Source organism: Lactobacillus sp. S2-2 (assembly GCF_021698855.1).
Lineage (GTDB): Bacteria > Bacillota > Bacilli > Lactobacillales > Lactobacillaceae > Fructilactobacillus.
This window is the reverse complement of record NZ_WWFA01000011.1, coordinates 189601-203640: the sequence shown is the minus strand read 5'-3', so window position 1 is coordinate 203640 and position 14040 is coordinate 189601. Positions and strand designations below refer to the sequence as shown.

At 27.8% G+C, this 14040-nt stretch carries 12 protein-coding genes; all 12 read right to left on the bottom strand.

The features are described from left to right. Nucleotide 1: 1 nt before the first annotated feature. The 12 genes from GSH19_RS06650 to mutS all read right to left on the bottom strand — a co-directional run bounded on the left by GSH19_RS06650 (nt 2) and on the right by mutS (nt 14028). On the bottom strand, nt 2–298 hold the full coding sequence (locus tag GSH19_RS06650) for a DUF1292 domain-containing protein (RefSeq protein WP_237027308.1): 297 nt from the start codon (nt 296–298) through the stop codon (nt 2–4). Between the two features lie 17 nt (nt 299–315). Beyond that, entirely contained in the window at nt 316–747 is a 432-nt protein-coding gene (gene ruvX / locus GSH19_RS06645) for a Holliday junction resolvase RuvX (protein WP_237027307.1), read from the bottom strand. Nucleotides 748–754: 7 nt separating this feature from the next. After that, entirely contained in the window at nt 755–1021 is a 267-nt protein-coding gene (locus tag GSH19_RS06640; protein WP_237027306.1) for an IreB family regulatory phosphoprotein, read from the bottom strand. Between the two features lie 80 nt (nt 1022–1101). Continuing rightward, nucleotides 1102–3747, bottom strand: a complete 2646-nt coding sequence (alaS, locus tag GSH19_RS06635; protein WP_237027305.1) for an alanine--tRNA ligase — start codon at nt 3745–3747, stop codon at nt 1102–1104. A 242-nt stretch (nt 3748–3989) separates the two neighbouring features. Then, nucleotides 3990–5348 carry a DEAD/DEAH box helicase gene (locus GSH19_RS06630; RefSeq protein WP_237027304.1) on the bottom strand — a complete coding sequence of 453 codons (1359 nt, stop codon included), beginning with the start codon at nt 5346–5348 and terminating at the stop codon, nt 3990–3992. A gap of 16 nt (nt 5349–5364) precedes the next feature. Next, on the bottom strand, nt 5365–6309 hold the full coding sequence (locus tag GSH19_RS06625) for a bifunctional oligoribonuclease/PAP phosphatase NrnA (protein WP_237027303.1): 945 nt from the start codon (nt 6307–6309) through the stop codon (nt 5365–5367). A 66-nt stretch (nt 6310–6375) separates the two neighbouring features. Further along, on the bottom strand, nt 6376–7479 hold the full coding sequence (gene dinB / locus GSH19_RS06620) for a DNA polymerase IV (protein ID WP_255700274.1): 1104 nt from the start codon (nt 7477–7479) through the stop codon (nt 6376–6378). Between the two features lie 64 nt (nt 7480–7543). Further along, the gene (yajC, locus tag GSH19_RS06615) at nt 7544–7861 is read right to left on the bottom strand and encodes a preprotein translocase subunit YajC (RefSeq protein ID WP_237027302.1); all 318 of its coding nucleotides are present in this window, start codon (nt 7859–7861) and stop codon (nt 7544–7546) included. 74 nt (nt 7862–7935) lie between these two features. Next, nucleotides 7936–8946, bottom strand: coding sequence for a Holliday junction branch migration DNA helicase RuvB (ruvB, locus tag GSH19_RS06610; protein ID WP_237027301.1), 1011 nt, complete (start codon nt 8944–8946; stop codon nt 7936–7938). Nucleotides 8947–8965: 19 nt separating this feature from the next. Further along, nucleotides 8966–9550 carry a Holliday junction branch migration protein RuvA gene (gene ruvA, locus GSH19_RS06605; RefSeq protein WP_237027300.1) on the bottom strand — a complete coding sequence of 195 codons (585 nt, stop codon included), beginning with the start codon at nt 9548–9550 and terminating at the stop codon, nt 8966–8968. Nucleotides 9551–9571: 21 nt separating this feature from the next. After that, the gene (gene mutL / locus GSH19_RS06600) at nt 9572–11434 is read right to left on the bottom strand and encodes a DNA mismatch repair endonuclease MutL (RefSeq protein ID WP_237027299.1); all 1863 of its coding nucleotides are present in this window, start codon (nt 11432–11434) and stop codon (nt 9572–9574) included. A gap of 5 nt (nt 11435–11439) precedes the next feature. After that, on the bottom strand, nt 11440–14028 hold the full coding sequence (gene mutS / locus GSH19_RS06595; RefSeq protein WP_237027298.1) for a DNA mismatch repair protein MutS: 2589 nt from the start codon (nt 14026–14028) through the stop codon (nt 11440–11442). Between the last annotated feature and the right edge of the window lie 12 nt (nt 14029–14040).

The window sequence follows — 14040 nt, the reverse complement described above, 5'->3', positions numbered from 1 at the left end:
ATTATTCTTCTTCGTTATCTTGTAAAAATGTATTCAACATTGATTCAACCATATCCCACTCGCCATCATCTTCAATTGGCATTAATTCTCCACCTTGTGGATCAGCTGGATCATCACCTTTTGGTAAGGCATATGCTTCAATATCAACTTCGTCATCTTCATTGCTACTTGCTTGATAAATGAAAATATATGAACGATCATAATCTTCAGATTCGAATGTGAATAAGACATCATAAAGAATTTCATTTCCATTTTCATCAACTAATGTAATTTGGTTTGATTCAGTTTCGTTACTCATAAAAGTCCTCTTTTCCATTATTGCAATAATTTGCCTTTTTTATCTAAATAACTTTGTAATATTAATCCTGCTGCTAATTTATCAATTACTTTTTTTCTCTTATTTCTTGATACATCAGCTTTTTCAATTAACATTCTTTCAGCTTCAACCGTGGTTAATCTTTCATCTTCAAAATCAATTGGTAATCCAAATTTATCTTTTAATAAGGAACCATATTTTTTTGCGGCATCAACTCTTGGACCAGAAGAATTATTCATATTTTTCGGTAAACCAATCACAAATCCAGTAACTTCATGCTCTTTAACTAATTCGCCAATTCGATCTAATCCAAAATATTCATTTTCTTCATCAATTGAAACAATTTCGATTCCTTGAGAAGTCCAACCTAATAAATCACTAATTGCAACTCCAACAGTTTTAGAACCAACATCTAGTCCCATCAATCTCATATAAACCCTACATTTCTTTACTATGATTATTAATATAAAAATTAAAAATCTCTTCAATTATTATATTACGATCATATTTTCTAATTAAATTTCTAGCATCATTATCTTGTGGAATATATCCTGGATCACCAGAAACTAGATATCCGGAAAACTGATCGTATGGATTATAACCTTTATTTATCAAAGTCTGATAAGCCTCTAAAATAATTTTTTGAACATCCTTTTGCTCATCACTTTTTAAATCTAACAAACTTGAATCTTTTTTTATATCCAATACAATCACCCCCGTGAAATTAATTCCTAGAGCTATAATACTAGATTAAACTAAAAACTACAAATTTAATCTCAAATTTCTTAAATATTTTCAAAGTATTTATTTACATTATTAATTGCATCATTTAATCCACTTGGATTGTCTCCACCAGCTTGCGCAAGTGATGGTTTCCCACCACCTTTACCACTAATAGCTAACGACAATTCCTTAATTAAATTTCCAGCTTTTATACCTTTATTTATTCCATCATCTGATACTGCAACTAATAAATTAGCTTTACCATTATCATTAGTTCCTAAAACTAAAACTTGTGATAAGTTTTGTTCTCTCCAATTATCAGAAAGTTTTCTTAATTGTTTCATATTAGTATTTTTAATAACACCTTTAATTACAGTAAAACCATTAATTTCAGAAACTTGTTTAAAAATATCATCTGATTTAGCATTAGTTAATTTGGCTTCTAATGATTCATTAATTTTTTCAAGATTTTTATAATCAGTTTGAATTGAATCTATTTTTTGTGGAATTTCTTCAATATTATTAGCTTTCAGTTTATTAAATACACTGTTTAATAAACTTTCTTTTTTATTAAGATATTCAAATGCATATTTTGAAGTAACGGCTTCAATTCTTCTAACACCTGCACCAACACCAGATTCTGAAACGATTTTAAATAATCCAATTTCATCAGTATTTTTCACATGATTTCCACCACAAAACTCAATTGAATAATTTCCTGCATTCACTACTCGTACTTCATCACCATATTTATCATCAAATAAAGCAATCGCACCCATTTCTTTACCTTTTTCAGGGGTTGTAATAGTTGTTTCTACATTTAAAGAAGCAAAAATTTTATCATTAACTTTTTGTTCAATCTTTAATAAATCTTCATCAGTTAACTGACCAAAATAATTAAAATCAAATCTTAAGTAATTTGGTTGAACTAAGGATCCAGCTTGCTTAGTATGATCATCTAATACATTTCTAAGTGTTTGATCTAATAAATGAGTAGCTGTATGATTTTTTTCAATATATTTATGTTTTATTTCATCTACTTCTAAAATATATTGTTCATTAGCTTTCATATCTTTAATAACTTTAACTGTGTGTAGATTTTGACCATTAGGCGCATGTTGAACGTCTGTAACTTCAGCTACTTTTTCTTTATCTACATTATAAATAAATCCAGTATCAGCAACTTGTCCACCCATTTCAGCATAAAAAGGTGTCTTTTCAAAAATCATTTCTACGACAGTATTTGCTTCTGCTAAATCAACTAATTTTTCATCATATATAATATCAATTAATTTTGAATCGTTAACTTTTAAATCAGTATATCCTACATATTCACTTTTATCAGTTAAATTAAGTAGTAAATCTCTTTGAACTTTCATAGATTTACTATCACTTCTAGCATCTCTAGCACGTTGCTTTTGAGCTTGCATTTCTGCATCAAATTCTTTTTCATCTACTTTAATACCAGATTTTTCTGCATATTCTTCAGTTAAATCTAATGGAAATCCATAAGTATCATATAACTTGAATGCATCTTCTCCGGAAATTAATTTCTGATTATTTTCTTTAGTTTTATCAATCACATCATTAAGTAATTTTAGACCTTCACTTAATGTCTCATTAAAACGATTTTCTTCACTCTCAACAATTTTACTAATGTATTCTTCTTGTTCTGCCACTTCAGGATATTGTGGCTTCATAATTTTGCCAACAATTTTCACTAATTTATTTAAAAATGTTCCATTAATTCCTAATTGATGTCCATTCATAAAGGCTCTTCTTAAAAGTCTTCTAATGACATATCCACGTCCTTCATTTGAAGGTAGTGCTCCATCACCAATTGCAAAAGTAATTGTACGAATATGATCGGCAATTACTTTAAAAGCAACATCTTGTTCTGCATTTTCTCCATATTTTTTACCATTAGTAAACTTTTCAGTTTCTCTAATAATAGGAAGAAATAAATCAGTTTCAAAATTTGTTTTAGCATCTTGAAAAACCGAAACAACTCTTTCAAGTCCCATTCCCGTATCAATATTTTTTCTTGGCAATGGTACATAAGTATTTTCTGGCGTATGGTTAAATTGTGAAAATACAATATTCCAAACTTCTAAATATCTTTCATTTTCACCACCAGGGAAGTTTTCAGGATCGTCATCAGAAACATTATTATATTCCTCACCGCGATCATAAAAAATTTCTGAATCTGGTCCTGAAGGTCCTTGACCAATATCCCAAAAATTATCTTTCATTTCGATAATATGATCATCGGACAATCCAACTTTTTTCCATAATTCTTTTGTTTCTAAATCTTCTGGATAAACAGTTACATAAATTTTTTCTTTATCCCAACCAAACCATTTTTCACTTGTAATTAATTCATATGCCCAAGGAATAACTTCTTGCTTAAAGTAATCTCCGACTGAAAAATTACCTAACATTTCAAATAAAGTTTGATGTCTTGGTGTTACACCAACATTTTCAATATCATTAGTTCTAATACTTTTTTGTGAATTAACTAATCTTGGATTCTTTGGAACAACAGAACCATCAAAATACTTTTTCATTGTTGCAACACCAGAATTAATCCATAATAATGAATCATCATCTTTAGGAATTAATGAAGCACTAGGTTCAACCGAATGTCCTTTTTCCTTAAAAAAATCTAAAAACATTTGTCTAATTTCACTACTAGATAAATTTTTCAATTATAATTCCTCCTTAAACAAAAAACACCCCTGCTAGCAAAGACGCCGGAACGCGGTACCACTTTACTTGCAACGATGTTTTCGTTAACCACTTTTAATGTTTTATTAAATTTATTAAATAGGTAGCACTAAATAAATTATCATCATCCTATTTCACCATTAAAGAATGTCTCTTCAAATAAACTTATTTAGCATGTCCTCATAATTAAAATTATACTGAGTATAATTAATAGTGTCAATTATTAGCGATAACGCTGCGAACTCTTTTTCTTTTGTTTCTTTTTAGCTCGAATATCTTGTTGAATTTTAACACGACGTTGTTGTTCTTCTTTTCTTTTAATAGTTCTTTGAATTTTTTTCTTATAACCAGGTTTTACATTTTTCTTCTTTTTATTAATTGTTCCTAATGTAGAACCATCTAAACTTGATTTAGGTTGATTTCTTTGGGTTCTTCTATTTCTATCATATGAATCAACAATTTCATCATTTTTAATTTCTTTTGGTTTAAACTTAATCTTCATTTTTTCTAAACTTGCAATTTCATCTTCTTCGCCAGGTTCATAAAGTGTAATTGCAGTTCCATTTAAATTATTACGACCAGTTCTTCCCACACGATGAATAAAATATTCTTGATCGGTAGGAATATCATCATTAATAACATGTGATACACCTTCAATATCAATTCCTCTAGCAGCTAAGTCAGAAGCAACAACATATTGATATTCTAAATTTTGAATTTGTTTCATAACTCTTTTTCTTACTCTTGGTTGAATACCACCATGAATTTCTGTAACTTTTAATCCTCGTTCAGTTAAATAATTACTAATTTCTGAAACTCTCTTTTTTGTATTTGCAAAAATAAGTACTAGATAAGGATTTCCAATTGTTAATAATTTATAAATTAAATCATTTTTATCTTTACCTTTGGTTGAAATTAGCCAATTATCAACATTTTTACTAATTACAGATTCTACTGGTACGTCATCTAAAACTGGATTAGACATATATTTTTTTAAGAATGGTTGTAATTTATTCGGAATTGTAGCAGAAAACACCATCATTTGAAGTTTTTCTGCCAAACGACCGGCTATTTTATCTACATCAGGTAAGAAACCTAAATCTAATGTCATATCAGCTTCATCAATTACTAATTTATCAGCCGTATGAATATCTAAACTACCATCATTTACTAAATCTAAAATTCTTCCTGGAGTTCCAATTACAATCTGAGGTTGTTCATTTTCCAGTTTATCTTTTTGTCTTTCCTTATCAGTTCCACCAACATAATTAGCAATTTTAATTGGTTTATCACTAAATTTAATTAACTGTTTTGCATTTTCATAAATTTGATATGACAATTCACGACTAGGTGTTGTAATAATGACTTGAACATATGGTTTAGTTTCCTCGAGCTTATTTAAAATAGGTAATAAAAATGCATGGGTTTTTCCACTACCAGTCGCAGACTTACCTATAACATCTTTTCCATGTGAAATAGTCGGAATAACTTTAGTTTGAATGTCAGTTGGAGTTTTAAAATTTATATCTTCTAAAGCTTTATATAAATAATCTTTAAAATGATAATCTTTAAAGTTGCTCATAAGGTTACCTTCTTTCTTATTGGTTATTAATCAATAATTGATTTAATTCACTAATAATTTGTTTAATTTCTTCACTGTCTTTTGCCTTTGCACCACTAGCAAGTGGATGACCACCACCATCATGTTTCTTCGCAATTTCATTAATTGATAAATCTTTTGATCTTAATCTAACTCGATAACTTTTGTCTTGATCTTCAACAAAAATTGCCCAAGTCTTAACTACATTAATTAGTCCTGGAAGTGGCACAACCGCATTTGTACTATGATCATTTAAATTAAATTGTTCAATTAATTCATCGGTTAATGTTATATAAGCTAGTCCACTAGGTAATATTTCTAAATTATTATATAAATAAGCTGATAATTTAGATAATGGTAAATCAATTTCATCTTCAATTTGAGAAACTTCAGTTGTAGAAAAATTATACTTTGCTAATTCACTTGCAGCATATAATGTTTCAGAAGTAGTCGACTGATATTTAAATCTTCCTGTATCTCCAACAATTCCAGCATATAAACTTTTAGCACCTGCATCAGTAAGTTTCAATTCATTAAATTCTTCAAATAATTGAAAAATAATTTCTGATGTGCTTGAAGCATTTTCTTGAACCAACATTAAATCGCCAAATTGATCATCATTTGGATGGTGATCAATTTTAATTAAATAATCACCAGTATCATATCTCATATCATCAACTCTTGGTTGATTAGCTGTATCAACTACAATAACTAATGCATCGCTATAAATATCATCAGACACATCGTCAGATTCGCCAATCCAATTAAATGTATCATATTGTTTACCAACTCGATAAATATTTTTTTCAGGAAATGATTCTTTTAAAATTTCTGCTAATCCGTTTTGAGATCCCATTGCATCAGGATCTGGATGAGCATGTCGATGAATAATAATATTTTTATAAGCCTTAATTTTTTCTAAAATTAATTGTTGAATTTCCATATAAACTTCCTTTTATTCTAATATATTAGCAATTAAGTATAACCTTTTTTTATTTTTAATTCAAAATTACTTATAATCGAACAAATCTAATTTAATATTTTCATATTTTAAATCAAATAATGTTGTTAAAGTAATGCCAATCAATCTAACTCCATTCTCAAATGATGGAAATTGATTAATTAATTCAAGTGCTAAATTAAAGATAACTTGATAATCATTCTCAATAAAATCATCAAATGATGTTCTTTTCGTAATTGTTTTAAAATCGTGATATCTTATTTTAATCACTATTGTTTTACCATGTAATTTATTTTCTTTAACAGTATTTATAACTTCCTTAGATATCTTCAATAATTCGGATTCAATATCTGATTCATTAGACAATAATTTACCATAAGTTCTTTCTTTTCCAACAGATTTTCTAATTTGATTATAACTAACCTCTCGATTATCAATTCCTCTTACTCGGTTAAATAAAATGTATCCAAATTTGCCAAAATGATGAATTAAATCATTTTGTGACATTTTATATAAATCAAATCCATTTTTTATATTTAATTCATTCATTTTAATTAAAGTTTTCTTACCGACACCTCTATATTTCTCAATTGGTAGAGCCATCAAAAAATCATGACTATCATTTTCAGAAATAACTGTTATACCAGCAGGCTTCTTAAAATCAGAAGCCTCTTTTGCTAAAAACTTACTAAAAGAAATACCAGCAGAACTAGTTAATTTGGTCTTTTCCCATATCTCACTTTGAATTAAATGTGCTAATAAAACTGGATTATCAATATCTTTTTTATTTTTTGTTACATCTAAATATGCTTCATCTAAAGCAACAGTTTCTATAATATCAGTATACTCATGAAAAATATCATGAATTTTTTGTGACATATTACGATATAAATCAAAATCTGGTGGTTGAAAAATACCATCTGGACATAATTTTAATGCTTCAATTGCAGAGATTGCAGAATGAACTCCAAATTTTCTCGCATTATAATTTGCTGTTGTTACAACACCTTTTCCACCATTTTTTCTAGGATCTTTTGCAACTATTAATGGAATTTTTTTATAATCCGGATTTTTTAATTCTTCAATTGAAGCAAAAAATGCATCCATATCAATATGAATTATTTTTTTATTTTTAAAATTATCATTATGCAAAATAAAATCACTTCATTTTATATTATAAATTGTCTTTAAACAAAAAAAATCTGGAAATACCAGATTATTCTTCATCGTCTTTTTCTTCTGTTTTTGTTTCTTCTACTGTTGCTTGACTAGGCTTTGAAGAACTAGCAATTGCATTAAGATCAAAGACTAAGTAGATTCCATCACAATCAAGTGTAACTGTACGGTTAGTTTGATCAATTTCATCAACTACCCCGTGTAGTCTTCCAATTGTTACTACCTTATCACCCTTTTCAAGGCTCTTTAAAGTTTCTTGATGCTTTTGTTGTTGTTTTCTCTGTGGTCTAATCATTAAGAAATACATTAATACAAAAAGAACAATAATTACAATAAAACTACCATATTGACTTGGCATAATTTCACCTCAATCTATTTAATAACATCAATTGTACTAGAAATTAAATCATTAGTCTATTAATTCAAAAAATTTTAATCTTTATTTATAAATGGAATATTAAGATGTTGATATGCTTTTTCAGTAACTACTCGACCTCTTGAAGTCCTCTTCAAAAAACCAATTTGCAATAAGAAAGGCTCGTACATTTCAGCGATTGTATCACTTTCTTCACCTATATTAGCAGCAATTGTATTAATTCCAACAGGACCTCCATTATACAATTCAATCATTGATTCTAATAATTTAACATCTGTACTATCTAACCCTTCACTATCTACCCCTAACATTTCTAAAGATTTATCAACAATTTTAATATCAATTTCATTAGTTTCAGAAACTTGAGCAAAATCTCGAACCCTTTTTAATAATCGATTAGCAATTCTAGGTGTTCCTCTAGATCTTCTTGCTATCTCATGAGTTCCTTGTTGTTGAATTTCTACAGAAAAAATATCAGCAGTTCTTTTTACAATTTCTTCCAAATCACTAATTTTATAATATTGCATTCTTTCAATAATTCCAAATCGATCTCTAAATGGTGCAGCTAAAAAGCCAGCTCTTGTTGTAGCACCAATTAAAGTAAATGGTGGTAATGGAAAATGAACAGGATGTGCTGTAGGTCCTTGACCAACAACAATATCAACAAAGAAATCTTCCATTGCAGAATATAACATTTCCTCAACTGTCTTAGGTAATCGATGAATTTCATCGATAAAAAGAACATCCCCAGGTTGTAATTCATTTAATAATGCTACTAAATCGCCAGGCTTTTCAATTGCTGGTCCATTAGTTGTCTTTAATCCTACTTCCATTTCATTAGCAATTACCATTGCTAATGTTGTTTTACCAAGTCCTGGAGGTCCATATAATAAAACATGATCCAAAGATTCATTTCTTTGCTTTGAAGCTTTGATATAAACATTTAATTTTTCAGTTATATCATCCTGACCAATATATTGATTAAAAAACTTAGGTCTTAATGTTTTCTCAATCTTATTTTCATTATCATCTTGTGCTTCATTTGAAATTATTCTTTCATCTTCCATTTATAAGTCCCTCCTTTTTTTAATTAGTTAGTAATTTAAGCCCTTCACTAATAAATTGATCTGTTGATAGATCACCTAAGGCACTTAAATTTTTAGAGATTTTCTTCACATTTGCATCAGTGAAACCCAAAGCTTTTAAAGCTTCTAAAGCATCATCAAGTTTTTTATTTTCAGTATCAATATTTTTAAATTCAAAAATATCAGTATTTTCAGTTTTAATTTTATCCTTTAAATCTAAAATAATCTGTTTTGCAGTTTTCTTACCAATTCCTGGGAATTTTGTTAAAAATACATCATCTTCATTATTAATTGCATTAATTAATCCTGAATTATCATTCCCCGCCATAATTGCTAAAGCACTTTTAGGTCCGATACCAGATACATTTAATAATTTTTCATATAATTCTTTATCAGCAAAAGTACTAAATCCATATAAAGCTTGCATAGAATCTGTTACTACATGGTGTACATAAACTTTGACTTTATCTTTACCTTCGTAAAAGTATGGATTTGATACATAAATTAAATAACCAACTCCATTACAATCAACCACTATATATTCTGGTGTAACATCAGCAATAGTACCGCTTATATATTCATACATTTTAAATCACCTATTATTTCATTAATCTTCTTCGTTATTTTTATGTGGATCTTGAATTCTTTTAAACATAGTTTCCATATCATTTTCAGAAAAGTGAATTAAAACAGGTCGACCATGTGGACAATTATATGGATTATCACATTCTCTAATATTTTTTAATAATTCTTTTGATTCTAATTCGTCTAAATGATGATTAGCTTTGATAGCTCTTTTACAACTCATCATAATTACAGCTTTTTCTCTAAATTTAGATAAATCTATTTTTTTATCATTTAAAACCCAATCAAGAATTTCTTTAACCGTGGACTCTTCTTGTCCTTCTTTAAACCATGCTGGATAGTTTCTAATAATAAAACTAGATTTACCGAAATTCTCGATTCCAATTCCAAATTGTTCAATTGATGATAAATTGTCATTAATTTTCAATGAATCAGTTATTGAATAATTTAAAACAAGAGGAACTAATAAGGTTTGTCGGTCTTTTGAAGTACTACCTATCTCATTTAAGTAAAATTCATAATTAATTCTTTCTTGAGCTGCATGTTGATCTAAAATATACAATCCATCTTCTGCTTCTGCCAAAATATAAGTCCCATGAAATTGTCCAATGTATTTTAAAATTGGAAAGATTGAATCTTTTATAATATTTTGATCACCAAATGGACTATTAGACTTTTCATTTTTATATTTAATATCAAAATTTTTAACATCTTGCTTTTGTAAATCTTCAATATCATTAATGATAATTTCATTAGGTTTATTTTCATTTAATTGAACTAATTTATCATCATTTTTTTGTTCAAAATTAACTTTAGGTGTTGAGTTTTCAAAACTAATTTCAGTTTGTTTTGTTTCTTTCTTATCAATTATATTTTTATTACATGCATCTGGAATTAAATTTTTAGTTGCTAATCCATTATCAATTAATTTACTGATTAAATTTTGTAATTCATCCTTTTTACTTATTCTAACTTCTTGTTTTGTTGGATGAACATTAACATCAACTAACTTTGGATCCATTTTAATATTTAAAACAGCTATTGGATACCTACCAATCATTAACTTAGATCCATAACCATTAATAATTGATTTATCGAGCATAAAGTCTTTAATATACCTTCCATTAATAATTAAGGATAAATATTTACGACTAGCTCTCGTTAGATCAGGTAAACTAACATATCCTGAGACCTCAAAGTCATTATCTGACCCTTCAATTTTAATCATTTGTTTAATAATATTTTTACCATAAATACCACTTAAAACTTGTTGTAAATCATTTCTACCAGAGGTTCTTAATAATTCTCTTTGATTGTGCTGCAACGAGAATGCAATATCTGGATGACTTAAAGATAAACGATTAACAATATCTGTTATTTTAGCAAGCTCAGTAGATTGAGATTTCATATACTTTAATCTAGCAGGTGTATTAAAAAATAAATTGGAAACAGAAATATAAGTTCCAGTTCTAGACTCTGATGATGAATTTTCAATAAGCTTACCACCATTTATTTCAATTCTTTTACCAACTTTACCTTCTTGAGCAGTTTTCATAATTAAATGTGATACAGAAGAAATACTGGGTAAAGCCTCACCTCTAAAACCTAATGAAGAAATTTGAAATAAATCATCACTGGAGTTTATTTTACTTGTTGCATGACGTTTAAAAGCTAATTCAACATCTGTACTTTTAATTCCATCACCATTATCAATAATCGTAATTTCACTAAGACCGGCATCTTTAACTGTAATATCTATTTGATTACTATTAGCATCAATCGAATTCTCTACTAATTCTTTAACTACTGAAGCAGGTCTTTCAGCTACTTCACCTGCAGCAATTTGATCAGATAATATAACAGGTAATTCATGTATGTCAGCCAAGTTAATCACTCCTTATTGATATTTTTCTTCCAAGTATAAACTTTATTCATTAAATCCATTGGAGTCATTGTCATTAAATCAAGATTCTTTAATTCATTTAAAATATCTTGATTGTTTTCATTATCATCTAAATTAAATAATTGCATTTGTGTTTCTTGTAAATCTTTATTATCTTTTGTTTTTTCAATTACTTCTTGATCTTGATGATTTTCTAAACTTTTTAAAATATTATCTGCTCTATTTAATAAATCATCAGGTAAACCAGCAAGCTTTGCAACATGAATTCCATATGATTTATCAGCTGGTCCATCTTTTATTTTATGAAGAAAAACTAATTTACCATTTTCTTCAACTGCTCCAACATGTACATTTTTTAAGTTATCTAATTCTTCAGATAAATTAGTTAATTCATGATAATGAGTTGAAAACAGAGTCTTAGCTTTTACTCGATTATGAATAAATTCAATAATTGCTTGTGCCAATGCCATCCCATCATAAGTTGCAGTACCTCTTCCAATTTCATCAAATAATAGTAAGCTTCGATCGGTAGCATTAGTTAAAGCATTATTTGCTTCTTTCATTTCAACCATGAAGGTACTTTCTCCTGAAATTAAATCATCAGCAGCACCTATTCTTGTAAAAATTTGATCAAATATAGGTATTTCGGCACTATCAGCTGGAACAAAACAACCAATTTGAGCCATAATTACGGTCAACGCTAATTGTCTCATATAAGTGCTTTTTCCAGACATATTTGGCCCAGTAATTAATAAAATACTTGATTCATCATTTAAATAGATATCATTGGGAACATAACTTTGATTTCCCATTACTTTTTCAACAACAGGATGACGCCCATTCTTGATTTTTAAGTCACGATTATCTAAATTAATTTTAGGTCGATTAAATTTATACTTTTCACTTATATCTGCAAAACTTTGAACTACATCTAGTTCAGAAACAACTGATGCTAAACTTTGAATTCTTGGAATCTGTTGCTTAATTTCATCTCTAATTTTTGTAAAAATCTCATATTCTAATATTTTTGATTTATCTTGAGCTTCAAGAATCATTTTTTCTTTTTCTTTTAATTCTGGAATAGTAAATCTTTCTGCATTAGTTAATGTTTGAACTCTTTCATAACGATCATTAGTTAGCTTAGATAAATTACCTTTTGAAATTTCAATATAATATCCAAATACTCTATTATATCTAATCTTTAAGTTACTTATTCCAGTATTTTCTTTTTCTTTTGTTTCTAAATCAATTAACCAATTTTTACCGTTATCCATTGCATCTCGATAATCATCTAATTTTTGATTAAAACCTGGCTTAATAATATCTCCTTCAGTAATTGAAATAGGAGGCTCATTATTTATTGCATTATCAATTAGATTAAATATATCCTCAATTGGATCTAATTGATCACTAAATTTTTTTAAAACTTTACTATTTAATTCTTCCAACACATAATTAATTTTTGGTATTTGATTTAAAGAAGTTTTTAATTGGATCAAATCTCTCGCATTTACTCCACCAAAAGAAATACGACCAACTAGTCTTTCTAAATCATAAACTTCAACTAAAAATTCTTGAATCTGACTTCTTTCATAATAATTATCTAATAATACTTGTACTAAATCTTGACGAAATTTAATTATATTAGCATCAACTAATGGATTTTCTAACCACTGTTTTAATTTTCTACCACCCATTGCAGTTTTAGTATTATCTAGCAACCAAAGAAGAGTTCCGCTTTTTTTATTTGTACGAATATTTTTCAAAATTTCTAAATTAAATTGTGAATTATGATCGATTTTTAAATATGAATCACTCTCAAACTCAATTGCTTTTTTTATATGCGACAAGCTTCTCTTTTGTGTTTCTAATACATAGCTCATTAACTGTTTAACTGAATCAATTAAAATTTTTTTATCAAGATTTTCAATAATTCCTTGAATATCAATTTCAGAGTTAATATTTTCGTTACTTTTGTTGTAATTTGAAATTAAAATCCCCATTTTTTTCATCATATCAATATATTTTTGTGGAATTTGATCAGAAATTACGATTTCTTTAATATTAAGTGTTATCAATTGATCAAACGCTTTTTGAAATTGATCATAAAAAACTGCTTTTAATTCTCCGGTTGATAAATCTACAAATGAAAAACCAAATTGTTGATTTTCATAATTTAAAGCACCTAAATAGTTATTATCTTTTGAATTTTCTTGTTTAATGGCAGTTTTTGTTCCTGGAGTAATTAATTGAACTACTTCACGTTTAACCATTCCTTTAGTTAATCGAGGATCCTCCATTTGTTCACAAATAGCTACTTTATATCCACTATCCACAAGAATATCAATATAATTTTGAGCTGAATTATGAGGAACTCCGCACATTGGAATTGGAGTTTCTGATTTTGTATTTCTTTTTGTTAAAGTAAGTTCCAATAATTGAGACCCTTTAATTGCATCTTCATTAAACAATTCATAAAAATCTCCTAAACGATAAAACAAAAAAGCATCTGGATATTGATTCTTAATTGCATAATATTGCTTCATCATTGGAGTATCTTCATTAGCCTTTGCCATCTAAAAAACCTC

Excerpts from the sequence above, each read along its gene's own strand:
- mutS (WP_237027298.1), bottom strand. The coding sequence starts at position 14,028 with ATGGCAAAGGCTAATGAAGATACTCCAATGATGAAGCAATATTATGCA.
- GSH19_RS06625 (WP_237027303.1), bottom strand. The coding sequence starts at position 6,309 with ATGGAAATTCAACAATTAATTTTAGAAAAAATTAAGGCTTATAAAAAT.
- ruvB (WP_237027301.1), bottom strand. The coding sequence starts at position 8,946 with ATGGAAGATGAAAGAATAATTTCAAATGAAGCACAAGATGATAATGAA.
- yajC (WP_237027302.1), bottom strand. The coding sequence starts at position 7,861 with ATGCCAAGTCAATATGGTAGTTTTATTGTAATTATTGTTCTTTTTGTA.
- GSH19_RS06650 (WP_237027308.1), bottom strand. The coding sequence starts at position 298 with ATGAGTAACGAAACTGAATCAAACCAAATTACATTAGTTGATGAAAAT.
- GSH19_RS06630 (WP_237027304.1), bottom strand. The coding sequence starts at position 5,348 with ATGAGCAACTTTAAAGATTATCATTTTAAAGATTATTTATATAAAGCT.
- ruvX (WP_237027307.1), bottom strand. The coding sequence starts at position 747 with ATGAGATTGATGGGACTAGATGTTGGTTCTAAAACTGTTGGAGTTGCA.
- ruvA (WP_237027300.1), bottom strand. The coding sequence starts at position 9,550 with ATGTATGAATATATAAGCGGTACTATTGCTGATGTTACACCAGAATAT.